Raw genomic sequence first — 20,862 nt, 5'->3', positions numbered from 1 at the left:
GTCACGCGGGAAGCACCCGCCGCATCCCGTCCGCACGACTCGCGGCCGCGAGCTGGACGCGCGCCGCGAGGACGTGCAGGCCGTGCAGCCCGACGACCACCGGGTGAAGCTCCAGGCTGCGGATCTCCGGGATGTCCTCGGCGAGCGCAGCGACCCGTGCCACGAGGTCCTCGAGGGCGGCGTGGTCCATCGGTGCGAGCCCGCGGTAGCCGAACAGGCGCGGTGCGGCGCGGGGCATGCGGATGAGGGTCGCGACGTCGACGTCGGTCAACGGCGGGATCCCATAGCAGACGTCGCCGAGGAGGTCGCTCGCGTCGCCTGCCAGGCCGAAGCTCACGACCGGTCCGAACAGCGGGTCCTCGGACGTCCGGAGCACGCAGGCGACACCGCCGGGGACCATGTGCTGGACCTCGAGCGGGGCACGCCCCGACGCGGGGTCGACGTCGACCGGTCCGGTCGCGGCGTCGGTGTCGGGCTGCCGCGCCCAGGAGAGCTCGAGCATCTGCTCGACGTCGTCCCGGAGCACCTGCTCGTCGACGATGTCCAGGCGCACGCCGCCGAGGTCGGCACGGTGACGCAGGGCAGGGACCGTCGTCTTGAGCGCGACCGGCCAGCCGACCCGGCGGGCCGCCGCGACCGCCTCGTCGGCGTCGTGCACGACGACCGACTCGACGACACCGATGCCGACGCACCTCAGCAGCTCGACCGTCCGCTCGGCATCGAGACCGACGATGCCGGACTCCCCCGCCGGCAACCAGGAGCGGACGAGCCGCTGCGCGGTGCGGGTGTCGACGTCGGCCGGGCGCGAGCTGCGACCACGGTCCTCGCTGCGCCACGAGGCGTAGCGGGAGGCCTGACCGAGGGCCAGGACCGCATCCTCCGGCGTCACGTACGCGGGGGACGGTCCAGGACCGGCCGGTGGCGTCGGTCGCGGTGAGGTCGTCCCTGATCCCCGAGCGCCCGAGCACGCACGCGACCGTCGTCTTGCCGGACCCGGCCGCGGTGGCTGCGAGCTCGGGCAGGAACACACCGGCCCCCGGCCCGACGGTCGGGACGTGCACCGCGACGACGACGTCCACCCCCGGGTCCGCGTAGACCGTCCGGAGCGCCGTCTGCACGGCTGCGGCGTCGGCGTCCTCGGCCAGGAGCGCCGTCGCGCCGGAGACCGTCATCCCGGCCGCCCCGGCCGCCTCGGCGACCAGCGCCGCCATCGAGGGCGAGCTCGCGACGACGCCGACACGGCGTCCGGCGGGCAACGGCTGGTGCGCGAGGAGCTGGGCCACGTCGAGCATCTGGTGCGTGTTGTCGACGCGGATCACCCCGGACTGGCGCAACAGCTCCTCGAGCGTGCGACGGGGCGCGAGCGTCGTGCGGACCGCGTGGCCGGGCGGCACCACCTGACCGGAACGACCCGCCGTGACGACCACCACCGGTTTGGCCGACGCGAGGCGGCGCGCGACCCGGGAGAACTTCCGCGGGTTCCCGATCGACTCGAGGTAGAGCCCGACCACGTGCGTCGCGTCGTCCTCCTGCCAGAACTGCATGAGGTCGTTGCCCGAGACGTCGGCCCGGTTCCCGGCCGAGACGAACGACGAGACCCCCAGATGCCGGCGCTCGACCGACGCGAGCATCGCGACCGCCATCGGACCAGACTGGCAGAAGAGACCGACGTGACCCGGGACGGGGAGGTGCTCGGCGAGCGACGCGTTCAGCACCGGCTCCGTCGTGTTCGAGAAGATGCCGAACGAGCCCGGGCCGATGACGCGCATGCCGGCCGCGTGCGCGCTCCGCAGCACCTCCCGCTGGCGTGCGAGCCCGGCCGGCCCGTCCTCGGCGAAGCCCGTCGACAGCAGCACGACGCCGCGGGTGCCGAGCCGGGCGAGACCACGGACGGCAGCCCCGACCTCCTGCGACCGGAGCGACACGACCGCGAGATCGACCGGACCGGGGACCTCGGCAAGGTCGGACCAGACCTGGACCCCGTCGACCTGGACGCCCGGCAGCCCGACGACGTGCACGACGCGCCCCGGTGAGGCCGCCACGAGGTCCGCCAGCACCCGGTGGGCCAGCAGCGCCTGCACCGAGCCCGGTGCGCAGGACGGCGACGACACGACCACGACCGTCCCCGACCCGAAGAGCCCGAGCATGCTCCGGGCCTCGGCACGGTGCTCACGATCCGCCATCACGGCGAGCGAGCGGTCCGTCGGGTCGAGGTCGAACCCGACCGACACGATCCCGTCGTCCAGCCGCTGCGCCACCTCGTAGCCGGCCTCGCGGAACACGGCGATCATGCGGCCGTTCTGCGGGAGCACCTCGGCCGTGAAACGGCGGATCCCCCGCTCGCGCGCCGCGGCGGCGAGGTGCTCGAGCAGCGCCGAGCCGAGGCCTCGCCCGTGGTGCGCGTCCGCGACGTTGAACGCCACCTCGGCGTCGTCGGGGCCGACCCGGTCGTACCGCGCCACACCGATGATCTGCTCTCCCGTCTCCCCCGGGGCCACCGCGACGAGAGCGACCCGGTCGTGGTGGTCGACGTGGGTGAAACGGATCAGGTCACGCTCGGGCAGCCGGTCGAGGTTCGCGAAGAACCGCAGGTAGGTCGACCTCTCGGACTGCGCGGTGTGGAAGGCCTGGAGCGCATCGGCGTCGGACGGCCGGATGGGCCGCAGATGCGTCGTCGTGCCGTCCCGCAGGACCACGTCGGCCTCCCAGACCGCGGGGTACACGGAGGGGGTCGCGGTCGTGCCCGCGTCGTCGACCGATGGCATGGGACCAGGCTAGGCGGTGCGGTCGCGGCGCGTACGGCCAACCCGGCCCCGCGCGCCGTCCACCGCGTCCCGGCGCCGCAGGGGATGATGGTGCGCGATCGACCGCAGACGACGAGGAGCACGATTCCCCCATGGCGCGCCGTACGCCCGCCCCGCAGGACGCCCTTCCCGAGGACTTCACGGAGCGGATCGTCGACATCGACGTCCGGACCGAGATGGAGGGCTCGTTCCTCGAGTACGCCTACTCGGTGATCTACGCCCGGGCCCTCCCGGACGCGCGCGACGGGCTGAAGCCGGTCCAGCGGCGGATCCTCTTCCAGATGGCGGACATGGGTCTGCGGCCGGACCGCGCGTACGTGAAGTCCGCGCGCGTCGTCGGCGACGTCATGGGCAAGCTGCACCCGCACGGTGACGCCTCGATCTACGACTCGCTCGTGCGTCTCGCCCAGCCGTTCTCGCTGCGCATCCCGATGGTCGACGGTCACGGGAACTTCGGCTCGCTGGACGACGGCCCCGCCGCCTCGCGCTACACCGAGGCGCGTCAGTCCCCTGCTGCCGTCGTGATGACCGCCGGGCTCGACGAGGACGTCGTCGACTTCGTCCCCAACTACGACAACAAGCTCACCCAGCCCGAGGTGCTCCCGGCCGCGATCCCGAACCTGCTCGTGAACGGGGCGGCCGGGATCGCCGTCGGCATGGCGACCAACATGGCACCGCACAACCTGGTCGAGGTCGTCGCGGCCGCCCGGCACCTCATCGCGCACCCGGACGCGACGCTCGAGGACCTCATGCGGTTCGTCCCCGGACCGGACCTGCCGACCGGCGGGAAGATCGTCGGCCTGGACGGTGTCCGTGACGCGTACCGGACCGGCCGGGGGGCGTTCCGCACCCGCGCGACCACCCGGATCGAGAACGTCACCGCGAAGCGCAAGGGCATCGTCGTCACCGAGCTGCCGTACCTGGTCGGCCCCGAGAAGGTGATCGAGAAGATCAAGGAGGGCGTGCAGGCGAAGCGGCTCACCGGGATCACGAACGTCGTCGACCTCACCGACCGCTCGCACGGTCTGCGTCTGGTCATCGAGGTCAAGACAGGGTTCAACCCCGACGCGGTCCTGGAGCAGCTGTTCCGTGCGACGCCGATGGAGGACTCGTTCTCGATCAACAACGTCGCGCTCGTGGACGGGCAGCCGCGCACGCTCGGGCTGCGCGAGCTGCTGCGGGTGTGGGTCGACCACCGGATCGACGTGATCCGTCGTCGCAGCAACCACCGCCTCGCCAAGCGGCTCGAGCGCCTGCACCTCGTCGAGGGTCTGCTCGTGGCGATCCTCGACATCGACGAGGTCATCCAGGTCATCCGCTCGAGCGACGACGCCGAGATCGCCCGCACACGGCTGCGCGAGGTGTTCGACCTGTCCGAGCCGCAGGCCGAGTACATCCTCGAGCTGCGGCTGCGACGTCTGACCAAGTTCTCGCGGATCGAGCTCGAGAAGGAGAAGACGCAGCTCGAGGAGGAGATCGCCGAGCTGCGCCTGATCCTCGGCGACGAGCAGCACCTGCGTCGTGTCGTCTCCGAGGAGATGGCGGAGGCCGCCCGCATGCACGGCACGCCGCGCCGGACGATCCTGCTCGACTCCGCCGGCGGCGCCGGCCCGGTGGCCGCCCAGCCGAAGAGCGCCACCCCGCTCGAGATCGAGGACACGCCGTGCTGGGCGCTGCTCTCGGCGACCGGGCTCCTGGCACGCACCTCTGACGCCACCGAGCCGCTGCGCGCGAGTGACACGGGTGCACGGGCCAAGCACGACGTCCTGCGGTCCGCGGTGCCGACCACGGCGCGTGCCGACGTCGGCGCGGTCACGTCGCACGGTCGCATGGTCCGGCTGTCCGTGCTCCACCTGCCCGCGCTGCCACCGACCGACGGTGCACCGACCCTGTCCGGCGGGGTCCCGTTGTCCGAGGTGATCGCCCTCGAGCCGGGCGAGTCCGTCGTCGCGCTCACCTCGGTCTCGCCCGACGCGCCGACCCTTGCCCTGGGCACGGCGGCCGGTGTCGTCAAGCGCGTCGCTCAGGGTGACGTGCCTGGCAACAAGGACGCCTGGGAGCTGATCTCGCTCAAGCCGGGTGACGAGGTCACCGGTGCGGCCCCTGTCGACGACTCGGCCGAGCTCGTGTTCGTCACCTCCGACGCCCAGCTCCTGCACTTCGGGGCGGCCGCCGTCCGGCCACAGGGACGTGCTGCGGCCGGCATGGCCGGGATCAAGCTGGCCCCAGGCCAGCGGGTGGTGTTCTTCGGTGCGGTGGATCCGACCGGCGAGTCCGCGGTCGTGACCGTCTCCGGGTCGTCGGACACGCTCCCGGGGCTCCAGGCCGGCCGCGTGAAGACGACGCCGTTCTCCGTGTACCCCGCCAAGGGGCGCGCGACGGGTGGCGTGCGTGCCCACCGGTTCCTCAAGGGCGAGGACAGCCTGCTCCTCGGCTGGGTCGGGCCGATGCCTCCGGTCGCGACCGGCTCAGCGGGCCAGCCGGTCGAGCTCCCACCCGTCGACGAGCGTCGCGACGGCCCGGGCGTCCCGCTCACGGTGCCGGTGCAGTCCATCGGCTGACGCGCGCCGGGCCCTCATCCCATCTGGCGGCCGGCCGACGGTCGTGTCGTCGTGGACCGGTGTCAGGCGTCGATGCGGCTGCGGTCGAGGCCGTCGGCACCGGCCACGATGAAGTCCTTCCGCGGTGCGACGTCGGAGCCCATCAGCAGCTCGAAGACCTCCTCCGCCTGCACGGCGTGGTCCATCGTCACGCGCCGCAGCGTGCGGTGGCGCGGGTCCATGGTCGTCTCGGCGAGCTGGTCGGCATCCATCTCTCCGAGTCCCTTGTAGCGCTGGATGTCGTCCTTGTAGCGGCGGCCGGACTTCTCGAGACGCTTGAGGGTCGTCGCGAGCTCGGCCTCCGAGTACGTGTAGAGGTACTCGTTCTTCTTCGACCCGGCACCGATCACCTCGACCCGGTGCAACGGGGGCACGGCGGCGTAGACGCGGCCCTGCTCGACGAGCGGTCGCATGTACCGGAAGAAGAGCGTGAGGAGCAGCGTGCGGATGTGGGCGCCGTCGACGTCGGCGTCGGTCATCAGCACGATCTTGCCGTAGCGCGCCGCTTCGAGGTCGAACGACCGCCCCGACCCGGCTCCGATCACCTGGATGATCGCGGCACACTCGGCGTTCTTGAGCATGTCCGAGATCGAGGCCTTCTGGACGTTGAGGATCTTGCCGCGGATCGGCAGCAGAGCCTGGAAGTCCGAGCTCCGCGCGAGCTTCGCCGTGCCGAGGGCGCTGTCACCCTCGACGATGAACAGCTCGCTCCGTTCGACGTCGTCGCTGCGGCAGTCGGCGAGCTTCGAGGGCAACGAGGACGTCTCCAGGGCGTTCTTGCGCCGTGAGATCTCCTTCTGCTTGCGTGCGCTGAGCCGCGCCCGCATCTCGGCGACGACCTTGTCGAGGACGAGCGTCGACTGGGTCTTGAGGTCCCGCTTGGGCGAGGTGAGGAGGGCGTTCAGCTCGGTGTCGACAACCTTCGCGACGATGCCACGGACCGCAGCGGTCCCGAGCACCTCCTTGGTCTGGCCCTCGAACTGCGGTTCAGCGAGCCGGACCGTCAGCACGGCGGTCAGTCCGGCCATGACGTCGTCCTTCTCGATCCGCTCGGTCGAGTCACGGCTGGAGATCTTGAGCCGGCGGGCGTTGGCCTCGACGGCCTTCCGCAGCGTCCGCAGCAGCCCGGCCTCGAAGCCGGCCAGGTGGGAGCCGCCCTTGGGGGTCGAGATGATGTTGACGAAGGTCCGGATCTCGGTGTCGTAGCCGGTGCCCCACCGCATCGCGATGTCGACCTCGCACTCGCGCATGACCTCGCGGGGGGTCATGTGGCCACGCTCGTCGAGGATCGGCACGGTCTCCGTGAACGAGCCGGAGCCGGTCAGGTGCCAGGTGTCCGTCACCGGCGTGTCCGGTGCGAGGAAGTCGACGAAGTCGACGGTGCCGCCGTGGTGCACGAACGTCTCGGTGTGAGGGCCGTCCGCCCCCGGTGTACCCGGCAGACCGCGCTCGTCACGCACCGTGATCGACAGGCCCGGGACGAGGAACGTCGTCTGCCGCACCCGCGTGACGAGCTCGTCGTAGGAGAAGACCGCCGTCTTCGGGAAGATCTGGGGGTCGGACCAGTAGCGCACCCGGGTCCCGCGGCTCCCCCGCGCGGCGCGGCCTGCCACGCTGAGCTCGGACTTGTCGACGAACGGCTCGAACCTGGCCTCCGGGTCCGGTCCGCCGGGACCGTCGTGGAAGGTGCCGGGCTCGCCCCGGTGGAACGTCATCCGGTACGTCTTGCCGCCGCGGTCGACCTCGACGTCGAGCCGCGTGGACAGGGCGTTCACGACGCTCGCCCCGACCCCGTGCAGGCCACCGGACGCGGCGTACGAGCCACCGCCGAACTTCCCGCCGGCGTGGAGCTTGGTGAAGACGACCTCCACGCCTGACAACCCGGTCTTGGGTTCGATGTCCACCGGGATGCCGCGCCCGTTGTCGTCGACGGACACGGACGAGTCGGCGTGCAGCGTCACCAGGATCTGGTCGCAGTGCCCCCCGAGCGCCTCGTCGACAGCGTTGTCGATGATCTCCCACATGCAGTGCATCAGCCCACGAGAGTCGGTGGTGCCGATGTACATGCCGGGACGCTTGCGGACCGCTTCCAGACCTTCGAGGACAGACAGGTGCCGTGCGGTGTACGAGGACTCTGCAGATGCGGTCGACACGATGTCCGAGACTATCCGCTGTCGGACGCCGCGCTGCGTGCGACACGGGAGGCCGGCTCAGCCGCTCGCGGGAGGCGGGTCCGACCCCTTGTCTGCGACTGGCGGATCGGGTGAATATCCGACCTCGGAGTACGCGGGTAGCGAACCGACCCTCGCCACGGGGAAGACTCGGCGGCCGGGATGGTTGTATGACGGTATGAACGCGACGATGACCGAACCGCTGACCGTGGCCGACCGCTGCGACCGCTGCGGCGCGCAGGCCTACGTCCGCGTGGTCCTGCCGAGCGGCGAGCTGCTGTTCTGCGCGCACCACGCACGGGAGCACGCACCGAAGTTCGCTGAGCTGGCGACGCACGTCCAGGACGAGACCGACCGACTGGCTGCCGAGCACGGAGCCGGGTCGAACTGACGGTCCTGACCCCACGGGTCCGGACCGTCGGACAGCCGTGGGTTCGGCATGCCGGCTCGGCATGCGCTCGGCTCCGCAGCATCCGGCTCGGCATGCGCTCGGCTCCGCACCATGGCGGGCAGCTCCGCACACCACGCTCCGGCGGCGCCTGCGCCGCACCACCTGACGACCAACGGCGACGGCCCCCGGGATCACTCCCGGGGGCCGTCGCCGTTGATGCTGCCGCGCGTCTCAGTCCAGGTAGTCGCGCACTCTGGACGGATATGCGCTGTGCATCGGTGCAGGTCAGCAGGTCAGTCAGGAGCGCTATGGGTGCAAATATCCTTGACTGAGGAGACGCACCATGAGCACCAGGACCGAGATCGACGCCCTGTGCTGCACCTGCGGCAACGTCCGTAAGGTTGCCCGCTACGCCACGACCGTCACGCACAATCGTGTACTCGTCTGCCGCACCTGCGGCGGTCGGACCATGCACGCCCTCGTGCTGCCGAGCGGCGTGTGTGACTTCCGCGAGCGGGAGAACGAAACCAAGCCCATCCGCAGCGCGGACGATCCCCTCGACGCCCTGCGGGCGCTCGGGGTCATCGTCGTCGAGGTCGAGGAGCTCGCGGTCGCCGTCGCCCTCGTGCGGCGCCTCGGGGTCATCCTTGTGAGCCCCGACGTATCCGCCGACGACATCGCCGACGCGGTGGACCTGCTGCTGCTCGGTCCGGAGCCGACGACGCACTGAGCGCCTCACCCCTGAACGCACGAGCGCCGCCCCAGGGGTGCGCAGAAGTGCGTACCCCCGATGGGGTCAGCACTGCTGACGTCATCGGGTGGGCGTCTCGTGTCTACCCCTGGACAAGATGTCCGTGAGTTCAGAGCCCTACTGACCGACAGGGTGTCGGTGAGTTCTGGGGTGTCGCCACTACCGACACCCCTGGGGTACGCCTGGCGTACGTCATCGGGTGTCTGTCTGACAGACACCCTTGGGGGTACGCGTTCAGCGCGTGCCCCCGGGGCGTCCATGGCCGTGGACGCCCCGGGGGCCTCCGCTCAGTGGAGACCCCCGGGGTATGCGACGGTCGCATGTCCCGGGGGTACTCGATCAGCGAGTACCCCAAGGGTGTCCGGCAGCCGGACACCCGCGAACGCACGAGCGCCGCTCTGCGCCATGCATTCGCCGCCCTGGTGGCCGTGCCGCCGATACGCTCGCGGTGTCGACCGGATCGAAGATCTTCCCAGTGAGATCGAACGCCTCGGGGTCCACCCCGAAAGCGCTCCCGTCGTAGGAGGTACAGAAGACATGAGCACACCCCCGAGTTGGCACCCCGACCCCGCCGGATCAGGACTGCTCCGCTGGTGGGACGGCGCCCAGTGGACCGAGCAGCTCGAGCAGGTCCCCGCGGCACAACCGGCGAAGAAGGCGCCCTCTAGACGGTCACACGTCGAGGCGACGCCCGCCGCCGTGGTGACCGATCCAGACACTCTGTGGCAGGCGACCGGCAAGCCGCTGACGGGCGTCGGCGTCGGCCGCTACCGCCTCACGGCCAAGTACCTCTTCTTCGAGAAGGGCACGCTGCACTCGCGATCCCAGCAGGTCCCGATCCACGAGCTCTACGACGTGGACGCCTCCCAGTCGTTCCAGCAGAAGGCGCGCGGCTTGGGGACGATCACCCTGACGGTCCGGCGCGCGGCGGGCGACGAGCGCGTCTCGATCGAAGACGTGCCCGACCACCGGGAGGGCGTCCGGGCCATCAACGCCGCCGCCCACGCCGAGCGCGAACGGCTCCAGGTGCGGGCGTCGACCTCCACAGTGCAGTACGAAGGGATCCACCCCGCGGCCGCGAGCGCGCAAGCCACGGCCGGCGGCGACGATCCGATCGTGCTGCTCGAGCGGCTCGGCAAGCTGCGCGACGCCGGCGTGGTCACAGACGAGGAGTTCGAGGCGAAAAAAGCAGAGCTGCTGTCCCGGCTCTAACCTCCACCCACAGCGCGGCCCCTGGCCCGGTTGGGTTGAGGGCGGTGCAGTGGTGCACGAGAGCATGATGTCGGCCACGGAGCAGACACGAGCAGGGCAAGGCCGAAACGTCCGTTGATTGCACCAAGGAGCGTTCACGTGAAACGTATTACCCGACTCACCGTCGTTCTACCCGTCTTGCTCATCGCAGGATGCAGCATCGAGTCCGCGCCGACGTCAAACTTGACGGAGACGAGCAAGGAGACACCTGTTCAAACTGCCGCTCCTGTCGAGACTGTCGCGCCATCGGCACTCCCGACGCTCGATGAAGCCTCGCTCGATGCGGCCGTCCGCGCGTACTCGGCTGCCTTCTTCGCCGGTGACGCGACCGAGGCCTTTGCGACGCTCTCAGCACGGTGCGCGGCGAAGACGGACTTGTCGACTTACACCGGCAACCTCATGGCCGTGCAGCTGGTCTACAAGGACGCCATCCCCACACTCGAGACGGTCGAGGTCACGGTCAATGGGGATAGCGGCGTAGCGAGCTACACCTACTCCGACCACAACATCGATGTCCTCGGGCAGCCGTGGCGCGTCGAGGATGGAGCCTGGCGCTACGACATGTGCTGACGCACGATCCACTGTTGGCTGGTCGAGACCTGTCCGGGCAAGCGCGTTGCACCCTGGCCTCATCTGACCGAGCTCGCATGATCGGCCCAAGGGGGTACCAGAGCCCCTCCCCCCAGAGGTAAGCCGCCCCGGAGAGATGCTGCGGCTCGGGCCGGGTACAGGTCTGGAGTTTCTGGGCTTACGTACGCTTGGTGGCCAGCCTGCGGCCCGCGCAGCTCGCCTGTGGCCTCGGATGACCTGCGGGACCGCTTCGTCGGCCCACAAGGGCGGTCGTTCCAGCTCGTTGCGTTCCCGCAGGTCAGCGGTGCAAATTCGTAACGACTACAGGAAACCACAAGGGTGCCCGAGGGGCGAGCAGCGTGCCCCGGTCATTCGTGACCCCGGCGGGTCGATTCGGCCTTCACACCATCTCTAGCGGCTCCAGGTATGACCACGACCGCGACAACCGGAACCCGTACGCGCCAGAGTCAGCAGCACCTCTCCGTGGCTCCTTACCCCCGGGGGACGGGCTCCCTCACCCCTCCCCCCCGGCGACGGTCAGGTCTCGGTCAGGCCACTCGATCTCTTCGGCTGACCTTGGTGACCCCGGCGACTCCGCTGACTTCGGCGACTTCGGTGGCTCCGGTGGCGCGGCGGTGCTCGATGAGCGCGGAAGCGGCGGCGGTGAGTGTGGAGGCCGTCGGCAGACGGTCGCGAGTGCCAAGTCGGGTCGTCGCGGCGAGGCCGGTGGCGTCGGCGATGGCGAGCTGCTCGACTGTCGGGACCCATGGCCGGGCCGTGGTGGCGGCCCACCGCAGGTACGCGGCGCGGTCGGGTGTCGGCCACCAGGTGCGGGCGTCGTTGGTCGATGGCCAGGGCAACGGCTTGCAGCCGAGCAGCCAGGTGACGCGCGCTGCGTCTGCGGCCTCTAGGCCCGGATACGTCCGCAGGTCGGCCCCCTGGGGGAGCCAGGAGGACAGACGGGGGTGGGGGGTTGATGACGGGCCGGTAGGTGTCGTTCGCCAGCCAGTTGAGCGCCCCGTCGGAACCGGCCTCGAGGGTGGCTCCGGCGGCCACGGCCCGACGATCCACCCAGGCATTCTCGTAGTCCAGGCCGTCTGCGAGGAGGCCGGTCCTCAGCCATGCCGTGCGCAGTTGCGTGATGTCGGTCAGATGGTCGGGCCGGCTGGCGCGGCGCACGACGTCCCACTGGACGGTGCGGATCTCGTCGTAGTCCTCGACCGCGGCGGCCAGTAGCTTCCAGGCGTCGAGGGCCGACCCACCTGCGCGGACGGCAGCCTCGGCGTCGACCGTGGCAGGCAGGCGGTCATCGACGTCGCGGACGACTGCGATCACCTCGTCGAGGCGCGCGGTGAGGTACGCGAGTGCGCGGTCAGGGTGTGCGTGCACAGCCTCGTCGACCCCTGCGGTTGCCTCGGCGCGGGCGTCGCGGATCGCCGCGAAGGCGTCCCGTAGGCCGTGCGCGGTCGTCGCCTGTTGCGCGTACATCGCCCCCAGCTCGGGCGGCGGCTCCGGGTCACCGCGCCGGGCGGCTGCCCACAGGGCCTCGGTGGCGGCGTCCACGGGCAGGGCCGGGATCGTCCACCTGGCGAGCGTCGCTTTCGCGGTGACGGCCTGCGTGTAGCCGGGGATCTGGTCGAGGGCGGCGCGGATCGGCTTGGTGGTCGTGGTCACTTGGTGCCTCCGGTGGTGTGAGTCTTCGCGAACAAGGCGCGCCCAGCGCGGGTGCTGGGTGTGGTGGGCAAGTCGGCCGCATCGGCAGCCGCGCGGAGCATGGTGGCGGCCGCGCGGGCAACCTCCACCGCAGCCGTCCCGTTGTTCCGGGCCGCGGTGGCGAGCGCGGCCGCGGGGTCGGTGCCAGCGGCGAGCTGGGCGGCGAGGTGACGCGCGGCGTCGGTGAGCTGGGCTGCGTCGAGCTGCCCGGTCTTGTCGAGCGGTGTGGTGGTCATGTGAGTGCCTTTCAGGGTTGGGTGGAGCGGTCAGAAGAGAGCGAGGAACGCGGCGATGTTGGCGGTGTCGACGGCGCCCTCGGGGGTGAGGAACTTGGCCGGGTCGATCGCGCTCTCGAGGAGGACGGCTCGGTCGGGCGGCAGGACAGCGCGGGCGGCGGCGGCGAACACGGCACTCGCGATGTCGAGTTGCGCGGTACGTTCGGTTGGCATCGAGTTCTCCTTCTCCTGCTTCGTTGTTGGCACGGTGAACGTGTAGCCGGTGACACGCTGCGTGCCGGCGAGGGTCAAGCCGCAGCCCGGGGCGTGCCGTTCGGCTCGGCCGGGAGTCTCGACGACGTGATCGTGCAGCTGCCCGCAATACGGGCAGCACACGGTCACCCGGCGGCCCCGGGTGGCCACGATGGCGGCGACGGGTCGGTCGACGCCGAGTATCTGTGCCTCGGGTGTCTGGGCGATAGTGGTGCGGGTGGTCATGACGCGGTCTCCCGGTTCGTCCTGGTGGGGAATCTCGCCAGCTCGTCCGGCGTCGGTTCCCGAACGTCCATGAGGCTGGTGTTGGTGAAAACGGTGACGAGCTTCGCGGGCAGACGGTCCGGGCTTGTGAAGTACCACTCGTAGTTCATGTGCTCGGGCAACTTGTAGAACATGTTGTTGGACGCGTGGGCATCGAGCACCCAGCGCAGTCCCGCGGCGTGGGCTCGCTTCGGGGTGGTCCGGGTTCGGAGGATGCCGAATGGCTCGAGCTTGTTCACCCAGTACGGAATTGAGAGGGTGTACGGCTCGCTCTTGTTCCCGCGCATGTGCTGGTCTGAGACGCGACGGATGTGGCGATTCATCTCGAAGGTCCGCACCCGCACGGCGTGCTTTCGGGCCTCGTCGTAGGAAGCGGACCAGGAATGCCAGGACGCGACCCGAGCGAGAGCGGTCGAGCGGTACAGGACGACGCCGCCCAGCTCGTCATCGCCCAGCGTCTGCGGGCGAACTGTGAAGAGCGGATCTTGTGGCGTGCCTGACTTGGTGACCCGGAACGGCGGAACGTCGAGCTGGTCGAACTCGCGAGCGAGGCCCGCGTGCGCGAACTGCTCATGATTCAGGTACCAGAGCCGGACGAGCTCGGCCAGCTCCCCGCGCCTCGCCTTGGGAATCGTCCGGCTCATCGCAGGAACACCGCGATCGCGTTGCAGTTGACGAGCGGGCTGACCATGTCAGACCTCCTCGGTGGCGGCGTGGAAACGGGCAGGGGGGAGATCGGCGCCGAAGGGGTCTTCCGTGCACGGGCACGGGTAGGGGTAGAGGTAGAGGTTCACGCGGCGGTCTCCTGTCGGGGCTTGCGGGGGTTGCGGTCGATGGGTGTACGCGCGGCGTATACCCCGGCGGGCTCCGGATTGGCGTCGATGAACGACCCGCAGAGGCCCAGGACGGCGCAGGTGGTGCACTCTGCGACGGCGCGCGCCTGGTCGTCGGGAAGGTCGCTGACCCACCAGCTCGTGCGAGTTGCGACGCATGGGGTCGGATGCCCGGCCTCGGCGAGCACGACCAGCCGCGTGTGGAACTCGGCGCGGGTGGTCATGAGGTCGCCTCGCAATTCGGGTGCGTTGTGGCGCCGTCTCCGAGGTCGAACATCGGCGAGAGGCAGACCGAGCACGTGAGGTCGTGTAGCGGCGTAGCGGCTGTAGCGGATTCCTGCCGTGCCACGGCCGAATTGTCATCCCCCACCTCTACATACCTAGGGGGGGTATCTGAGAACTGAGGTGTGAGATACCGCGCCCACGAGTCGGCGAGGTCGGCCGCGTCGTAGCCCTTGGGGATCTTGCCGTCGATCCTCACGTTCTTGGGTTTGACGTCGTACTTCGCGAGCCGGCGGGCGAGCCCGCGCGCGTCCAGAGGCTTGCCTCGCAGGTCACCCCACGGCGACTCATCCATCTCGACCAAGGCGTCGAGGATCGTCTCCGTCGACAGCTTGTCGGCCCGCGCTTCGACGAACACGGTCCGCAGGTCTCGCAGGAGAGTCACGCCGAGGCTTACCGTGCGACCCCGGGTATCCGCTACAAGCGCTACAGCGCTACGCCGCGCGAGGTCGGGCCAGGTGCCGCCCGCGAGGTCGGCGACGGCGAGCAGCGCCTCCCAGACGTCGGCGTTGCGGTCCTCGATGCCCTCCGGCATGTCGGGCCAGGAGATCCCGAGGCGGTGCGCGTTGGCGTTCGACCACTCGAGCAGTCGGTCTCCGAGCGCCTGGGCGTCCGGGCCGTTGATCCGCAGGCGCCACGGTTCGACCTGCTCACCCGGTGCGCGCCGACGCATCCGCACGACGACCGATCGCGTCATGATCGTGTCGGGCAGGTCGTCGAGGCCTGCCAGGGCTACGGCGCAGTACGCGGGCAGCTCCTCGGTCTCGACGATCTTGCCGCGGATCACGCACCGTCCGGCCACGGCGCCCTTGCGGTGCCCCGCATTGAGCATCCCGCGGACGTCCTCGTTGTCCTTCGCCTTGGGACCGAACACCGTATCGATCTCGTCGTAGAGGATCGTCGGCACGCCGGCGACGTCGGAGACCTTGCGGAACAGGTACGCGGGCGTGGTGTTCACGGCGTGCACCGGCCGCGGAACCAGCGGTTCGGTGACCTCGAGCGCCCGGGACTTTCCCGACCCCGGCTCAGGGCTCAGGAACGCGATCCGCGGCGTCGACTCCCACGCATCCATGAACCATGTGTGACCGATCCACAGCACGTGCGCGATCCGCTCGGCATCGCCGGGGTAGACCACGAACCGCGAGAGGAACGTCTCGACGTCGTCGAGCAGTCGCGCCCCTTCCGTGGCCTCGACAGCGTGCCGCGCGGCGATCGTCTCGACCGGTACGGTGCCCGGCTCGGTCACGCGTGGCCACGCCGGTACGGCGACCAGCCTTGAGGCGTCGGGGAGATGATCGCCCGGAGGGTCCTCAAGCGGAATGACGAGCTCGAGGTACGGGTCGACGCTCATGCGCTCACCGCCGGAGTGATCCCGCGTTCGGCGAGCAGTGCGCGGGCGGCCACAGCCCGGTCGTGCTGACCGCGTCGGTCGGCAAGCTGGTCGTACGGCTCGGTCTGGGCGATCATCCGTGCCACCCGACCGCCGTCAGCACGGACGGCGTGCCACTCGTCCACAACCTGCTGGCGTCCCATCGCGATGCCGTGCATCACGCCGGCCTCGTACCACCCGAGGTCGTCCGCAAGCGCCTCGACAGCCTCACGGAGTACGATGGGGTTCGCCGCATGAAGTGAGGAGCCGCCCCCGCCAGGGCGGCTTTCTCGTTCCCTGGGGGCGTTCACGCAGCGCCACCGCCCAGGACCTCAAGCTCGGCCTCAGCGGCCTCACCCTCGGCGACTACAGATCGGGCTCGGCGCGCCTTGGCGCTCTTGAGCGCGAGCCTGCCGAAGTACGCCTTGCGCTTGTGCTCGGCGCGGCGGGCGCGCTCCGTGGGCGGCAGCGTGCCGTCCGGGTCGACCTCGCGCTCGAAACGGGCCATGAGTGCGGCGCGAGCCGGTGCGGTGCGGGCGGATCGGTCAGCGGTGTTCGACCAGGACTCGTTGGCCGCGATTGATGCTGCGAGTGAGCGATTGGACGTCACGGCGGTCTCCCGACTGGAAACGTCGAAGCCGAGCGCACATCACCGCTTCTGTCGGTGCGTGTCGCTCGGCGTCCATGTCGGTCTCGCCGCTCGCCGTACTCACTGAGAACTCCATGTCGGATCAGCACTGCGTACGCGGTGCTGCTCAGCCCCTCGGGCTAGCTACCCATGCTTCTTCTCTTGTCCGCAATCGAACCACACCGCTGTAGTTTCGGCAACGTACAGCGCTAGATGTCGCCGAGGTTCAGGTCACGCGCCTCGGTGGCGGCGCGTTCGGATGCACGGGCTCGGGTGTAGCGCATGAGCATGTCGGGCTGGGACCACCCGGCGACGGCCATGAGCCCGCCCTCGGAACCGCCCGCGGCGAGCCATCGGTGCGCGGCGGTGTGGCGCAGCAGGTGGGGGTGAAAGCCCGTGATGCCTGCGGCGGTCGCGCGGGCGCCGAGCGCCTTGTGCAGCGCGTCGTAGCTGAACTCCTTGCCGCGGTCCCCCAGCCACAGCGCGGGGGTCGCAGCGAGGCGGTGGTGCGCGCGGGTGCGCTTGTAGCGGTCGATCGCCCGGGCGGTCTGCGGTCCGAACGGCACGATCCGGCCCTTGCCGCCCTTGCCTCGCCGCACGACGGCGGTCCCGGCCGACAGGTCGACGTCGGGCACGGTCAATGCGACGCACTCCCCCGCGCGGGTGCCGGTCTCGAGCATGAAGCGCACGATCGCCTCGTCGCGTCGCTCGCGCAGGTCTGGTCCGGTGCAGGCCTTGAGCAGCGCCTTGAGCTGTGGCTCGGTCAGTGGCTCGATGACCTTGGAGTCGAGCTTGGGTGCGCGCAGGCCGAGCAGCGGGTCGGTGGTGGTCTCGCCCTCCTCGACGAGCCACGCGGCGAACCGGCGCAGGCCGAGCTGACGGGACCGGACGGTGGCAGCCTCGCGGCCGGCCTCGAGCAGTGCGGCGGTGAAGCCGTTGACGAGCGCCTTGTCCAGGGTGGGCGTGTGGCCGTTCTCGACGCACCAGGTCAGGAACGCGCGCACGGCGTCGCCGTAGGACTTCACGGTCGACGGTGCCTTGCGCTCGGCGCGCAGCGACAGCTCCCACGAGGGCAGCAGGGATGCCAGGTTCAGGGGTGCGGGTCGCTTCGCCACAAACTCATCGTAGCGGATATCTGGACTAGAAGCGCTGTGCGGTGCTACTGTCGGCGTGTCAGGCACCCGTAAGGGCTTCTGACCTGCGGTAGCACCGCGACAGCGGCTCTAGTGTCAGTCCAGGTAGTCGCGCAGCACCTGTGACCGGCTGGGGTGACGCAGCTTGGACATCGTCTTGGACTCGATCTGACGGATCCGCTCACGCGTGACGCCGTAGACCTTGCCGATCTCGTCCAGGGTCTTGGGCTGTCCGTCGGTGAGACCGAACCGCATCGAGACGACCCCGGCTTCGCGCTCGGAGAGCGTGTCGAGCACCTGGTGGAGCTGCTCCTGCAGGAGCGTGAAGCTCACCGCGTCCGCCGGGACAACGGCCTCGGAGTCCTCGATCAGGTCACCGAACTCGCTGTCGCCGTCCTCACCGAGCGGCGTGTGCAGAGAGATGGGCTCGCGGCCGTACTTCTGGACCTCGACCACCTTCTCCGGGGTCATGTCCAGCTCCTTGGCGAGCTCCTCCGGGGTCGGCTCACGGCCGAGGTCCTGGAGCATCTGCCGCTGCACGCGTGCGAGCTTGTTGATGACCTCGACCATGTGCACCGGGATACGGATGGTGCGCGCCTGGTCGGCCATCGCGCGGGTGATGGCCTGGCGGATCCACCACGTCGCGTAGGTCGAGAACTTGTAGCCCTTGGTGTAGTCGAACTTCTCGACGGCACGGATCAGGCCGAGGTTGCCTTCCTGGATCAGGTCGAGGAACAGCATCCCGCGACCCGTGTAGCGCTTCGCCAGCGAGACGACCAGGCGGAGGTTGGCCTCCAGCAGGTGGTTCTTGGCACGGCGTCCGTCACCGGCGATCCACTCGAGCTCACGTCGGCTCTTCGGGTCGAGCTTGAGCCCGGAGTTGAGTCGCTCCTCGGCGAACAGGCCGGCCTCGATCCGCTTGGCGAGCTCGACCTCCTGCTCGGCGTTGAGCAGGGCGACCTTGCCGATCTGCTTGAGGTAGTCCTTGACCGGGTCGGCGGTCGCTCCGGCTGTGACGACCTGCTGCGCGGGCGCGTCGTCGTCGTCGGCGTCCGAGTAGGTGAATCCCCCGGAGTCCTCCGCCTCGTCGGCGGCCGGCTTGGCGTCCTTGGTGTCGACAGCCACGTCGTCGACGGCGACGTCGTCGACGATCACCTCGTCGACGATCACCTCGACGGTGGCGACCTCGTCGTCAGCGGGGTCGACGTCGTCGACGTCGACCGAGTCGTCGACGTCGTCCCCCTGGTCGCCGTCCGCGGCGGTCGTCTTCGCCTTCGCGCGGGTGGTCGTCGACGTCGCGCCCGTCGCCGCCTTGCGGGCCGCGGGCTTCTTCTTCGCCGGCGCCGGGTCGGCGACAGCCGTCGCGCTCGTCGCACGCCGCGCGGTGGCGGCAGCCACCTTGGCGACGACGGCGACCGGCTCGTCGACCGTGATCCCGGCAGTCGCGAGGCCTCGGAACACCGCCTTGAGTCTCTTGGCGTCCTGGACCTGGGCGGTCTCGCATGCGGTGCGGAACGAGGCTGCGTCGACGCGGCCGTGGGCGCTACCGCGTCGTACGAGCTCCTGGAGTGCAGGGTGCTCGAACTCGCGCGGGAGAGTGGGGCTGGAGGGGAGGGAGGTCACAAACAACCTTTCGGCAGAACACGGCCCGACATCTTTCATTCGGGTAGACCGATATTGTACCGGCCCGCAGGCGTCACGCAGGGGCATTGGACCCGGTAACCCGCGGCTCGGGCGCGTCACACCTGACGCCTCTGGCTTCACAACGCACCGCAGTTCGGCGAGATTCCCCGAAAGGCGCGGCCGATTCTGTGCCGCAGCCGACCATCAGCTCGCGGTGCGTCGCGACGGCTCAGGCGCGGACGGGTTTGACCGCGAGCACCGGGCACGGGGAGTCGAGGAGGATCCGCTGGGCGTTCGACCCGAGGATCAGCTTGCCGACGGGGCTCCGCCGCCGGAGGCCGATCACGATGAGGACGGCATCGGTCTCGACCGCAGCTGCGATGAGGTCCTCGGCGACGTCCTTCCCGGCCGCGACGAGCCGCAGCTCGTGCTCGACACCCCGGGCGTCGAGCTCCGCCCCGACACGGGCGAGCTCTTCCTCGAGCTCGGTCCGCTTCGCGTCGTCGGCCGACGCACGTGCGCTGGCGATGACGACGAGGCGCACCCCGCGCTGCAGCGCCTCCACCGCTCCGGCCTCGAGCGCTGCGCGACCCTCGTCGGTCGCCAGGTAGCCGACAACGATGCCCATGGATCCTCCCCGGTCTGTCCATCGACCCGGCACACACGCCGGGAGATGTGACGCTACCGGAGGTCGAACGGTTCGACGATCCACCACTCTCCACGCTCGACGCGTGGCATCGCTCTCACCACCCGCGCCTGACCCATCCGGGTGACAGCCCGGCGTCGATCGCCTCCTGCACCAGCAACGCGAGCCGGTATCCCGGATCCGCTGCGAGGGCCCGCTCGACGAGCACGGCCGCCCGTGCCCCGTCGGCGCGCCACCAGGCGAGGACTGCCAGCAAGGTCACGGCAGGCGCCTCGGTTCGCCGGCGACCATGTGCCACGACGGCTTCGAGGGTCGCCCGGTACACGGTCGCGCACTCCTCGGGCGGCTCGAGCCCGCCGGACGGGTCGACGATGCGCGCGATCGCGCACGAGATCTCCCGGTCGAGCCGGCCGTCGGTGCTGCGGAGGGTGCGTTCTGCCAGGTCTCCGGTGCCGGGGACGAGAGAGACGAGGATCGCGTCCCGGACGCGGAGATCACCGAGCGCCGCCTCGATCCGCCCGAGTCGCGGCGGGTGCTCACCCGTGCGACCGTCCCGACCGGCGTCGACCTCGGTCCGCCAGAGCACCATGGCCTCCTCGCGCCAGCGCCGCACCGCCTCGGCGTCGCCGGCGTCCGTCGCCCTGCGCCGCCGTTCGGCCAGCACGCGTGCCGCAGCGGCGCGGCGCCGGGCGTCGGCGTCGGCCGCCCGGATCTGCGCCAGGTCGGCGCGTCGGGCTGCGACCGCAGAGCCCGCGAGCACCATGTGGGCGCCGGTGGCCGTCGACTCGAGCTCCGCCAGCGGACGACCACCCGGTGGGCAGCACTCGGGCGAGGCGCAGTCGAGGCCCCCGTAGCCGTCCGGACCGACGACCCAGGTCGCCACGTCGCCGAGGTACGGCTCGGCGGCCACGGCCAGGTGCCTCGCGGCCGCACGTGTTCGCGGCGACCGGCACGGGAGCGCGGGTGGGCGACGATCCTGCCCTCCTCCTGCGGCCGCGGTCGCGTCGGGGCCGGGACCTCCGTCGTCCGCGGTGTAGATCACGAGGACCGCATGCGCGGCGCCGTCGTGCACCAGGTGAGTCACCAACGTGCGGGCGAGCTGCGGACCGCAGGACGCGTCGGAGAGGTCGTCGAGGTCGACCCGCGCCACGAGCCCGACCCGACCTCGCGGCTCTCGGAGGCTCACGACCACAGCGCTCTCGTCCGGCTGGAACCCGAGCTGGTGCGGGACCAGGGCGATCAGCTCGCGGGGTTCTCGGACGCGGATCGTGGTGGTGGCCATGGATCGATCTCAGCCTGGATCGTGAAGACTCCGTGCCCGGGAGCAGAACAGCTGTGAAGAGCC

Annotated in this window: 19 protein-coding genes and 1 pseudogene; 5 read left to right on the top strand and 15 right to left on the bottom strand. The window is 70.4% G+C overall.

Annotation, left to right across the window (positions count from 1 at the left end; genetic code table 11):
• Position 1: 1 nt before the first annotated feature.
• Positions 2–889, bottom strand: coding sequence for an acetate--CoA ligase family protein (locus tag LJB74_RS20690; protein ID WP_310650896.1), 888 nt, complete (start codon positions 887–889; stop codon positions 2–4).
• A 439-nt stretch (positions 890–1,328) separates the two neighbouring features.
• A pseudogene (locus LJB74_RS20685) lies at positions 1,329–2,765 on the bottom strand (GNAT family N-acetyltransferase); the annotation flags it as partial.
• A 131-nt stretch (positions 2,766–2,896) separates the two neighbouring features.
• On the opposite strand from LJB74_RS20685, the gene LJB74_RS17595 reads away from it, so the two are divergent.
• Positions 2,897–5,365 carry a DNA topoisomerase (ATP-hydrolyzing) subunit A gene (locus tag LJB74_RS17595; protein ID WP_259309752.1) on the top strand — a complete coding sequence of 823 codons (2,469 nt, stop codon included), beginning with the start codon at positions 2,897–2,899 and terminating at the stop codon, positions 5,363–5,365.
• A 62-nt stretch (positions 5,366–5,427) separates the two neighbouring features.
• On the opposite strand, the gene LJB74_RS17590 is transcribed toward LJB74_RS17595, so the two are convergent.
• Positions 5,428–7,557: a type IIA DNA topoisomerase subunit B gene (locus tag LJB74_RS17590; protein WP_259309751.1), complete on the bottom strand. Its 2,130-nt coding sequence runs from the start codon at positions 7,555–7,557 to the stop codon at positions 5,428–5,430.
• Positions 7,558–7,765: 208 nt separating this feature from the next.
• On the opposite strand from LJB74_RS17590, the gene LJB74_RS17585 reads away from it, so the two are divergent.
• From LJB74_RS17585 to LJB74_RS17570, 4 genes are all read left to right on the top strand, one after another.
• Positions 7,766–7,966 carry a hypothetical protein gene (locus LJB74_RS17585; RefSeq protein WP_259309750.1) on the top strand — a complete coding sequence of 67 codons (201 nt, stop codon included), beginning with the start codon at positions 7,766–7,768 and terminating at the stop codon, positions 7,964–7,966.
• Positions 7,967–8,309: 343 nt separating this feature from the next.
• A complete protein-coding gene (locus tag LJB74_RS17580) occupies positions 8,310–8,696 on the top strand; it encodes a hypothetical protein (RefSeq protein WP_259309749.1) in 387 nt (128 codons plus the stop codon).
• A 558-nt stretch (positions 8,697–9,254) separates the two neighbouring features.
• Positions 9,255–9,929, top strand: coding sequence for a DUF2510 domain-containing protein (locus LJB74_RS17575; protein WP_259309748.1), 675 nt, complete (start codon positions 9,255–9,257; stop codon positions 9,927–9,929).
• Between the two features lie 138 nt (positions 9,930–10,067).
• Complete coding sequence (locus LJB74_RS17570; protein ID WP_259309747.1) at positions 10,068–10,538, top strand: hypothetical protein; 471 nt, start codon at positions 10,068–10,070, stop codon at positions 10,536–10,538.
• 537 nt (positions 10,539–11,075) lie between these two features.
• On the opposite strand, the gene LJB74_RS17565 is transcribed toward LJB74_RS17570, so the two are convergent.
• The 12 genes from LJB74_RS17565 to LJB74_RS17510 all read right to left on the bottom strand — a co-directional run bounded on the left by LJB74_RS17565 (position 11,076) and on the right by LJB74_RS17510 (position 20,799).
• Entirely contained in the window at positions 11,076–12,212 is a 1,137-nt protein-coding gene (locus LJB74_RS17565) for a hypothetical protein (protein WP_259309746.1), read from the bottom strand.
• Entirely contained in the window at positions 12,209–12,487 is a 279-nt protein-coding gene (locus LJB74_RS17560; protein WP_259309745.1) for a hypothetical protein, read from the bottom strand. The genes LJB74_RS17565 and LJB74_RS17560 overlap by 4 nt, the downstream gene beginning before the upstream one ends.
• Before the next feature lie 30 nt (positions 12,488–12,517).
• Positions 12,518–12,964 (bottom strand): hypothetical protein, encoded by a 447-nt coding sequence (locus tag LJB74_RS17555; RefSeq protein WP_259309744.1) that lies wholly within the window; start codon positions 12,962–12,964, stop codon positions 12,518–12,520.
• On the bottom strand, positions 12,961–13,647 hold the full coding sequence (locus LJB74_RS17550; protein WP_259309743.1) for a hypothetical protein: 687 nt from the start codon (positions 13,645–13,647) through the stop codon (positions 12,961–12,963). Before LJB74_RS17550 ends, LJB74_RS17555 begins: the two co-directional genes overlap by 4 nt.
• A gap of 146 nt (positions 13,648–13,793) precedes the next feature.
• Positions 13,794–14,060, bottom strand: coding sequence for a hypothetical protein (locus tag LJB74_RS17545; RefSeq protein WP_259309742.1), 267 nt, complete (start codon positions 14,058–14,060; stop codon positions 13,794–13,796).
• Positions 14,057–15,469: a DUF3631 domain-containing protein gene (locus LJB74_RS17540; RefSeq protein WP_259309741.1), complete on the bottom strand. Its 1,413-nt coding sequence runs from the start codon at positions 15,467–15,469 to the stop codon at positions 14,057–14,059. The genes LJB74_RS17545 and LJB74_RS17540 overlap by 4 nt, the downstream gene beginning before the upstream one ends.
• Complete coding sequence (locus tag LJB74_RS17535) at positions 15,466–15,669, bottom strand: hypothetical protein (protein ID WP_259309740.1); 204 nt, start codon at positions 15,667–15,669, stop codon at positions 15,466–15,468. The genes LJB74_RS17540 and LJB74_RS17535 overlap by 4 nt, the downstream gene beginning before the upstream one ends.
• 125 nt (positions 15,670–15,794) lie before the next feature.
• Entirely contained in the window at positions 15,795–16,097 is a 303-nt protein-coding gene (locus LJB74_RS17530; RefSeq protein WP_259309739.1) for a hypothetical protein, read from the bottom strand.
• Positions 16,098–16,324: 227 nt separating this feature from the next.
• Positions 16,325–17,230, bottom strand: a complete 906-nt coding sequence (locus LJB74_RS17525) for a tyrosine-type recombinase/integrase (RefSeq protein WP_259309738.1) — start codon at positions 17,228–17,230, stop codon at positions 16,325–16,327.
• Between the two features lie 114 nt (positions 17,231–17,344).
• On the bottom strand, positions 17,345–18,871 hold the full coding sequence (locus LJB74_RS17520) for an RNA polymerase sigma factor (protein ID WP_396125192.1): 1,527 nt from the start codon (positions 18,869–18,871) through the stop codon (positions 17,345–17,347).
• A 229-nt stretch (positions 18,872–19,100) separates the two neighbouring features.
• Positions 19,101–19,499 carry a universal stress protein gene (locus LJB74_RS17515; RefSeq protein ID WP_259309736.1) on the bottom strand — a complete coding sequence of 133 codons (399 nt, stop codon included), beginning with the start codon at positions 19,497–19,499 and terminating at the stop codon, positions 19,101–19,103.
• 115 nt (positions 19,500–19,614) lie between these two features.
• Positions 19,615–20,799, bottom strand: a complete 1,185-nt coding sequence (locus LJB74_RS17510) for a DUF4192 domain-containing protein (protein ID WP_259309735.1) — start codon at positions 20,797–20,799, stop codon at positions 19,615–19,617.
• Positions 20,800–20,862 lie beyond the last annotated feature (63 nt).

Source organism: Cellulomonas sp. P24, assembly GCF_024704385.1.
Lineage (GTDB): Bacteria > Actinomycetota > Actinomycetes > Actinomycetales > Cellulomonadaceae > JAJDFX01.
This window is presented reverse-complemented; position numbering and strand designations above follow the sequence as displayed.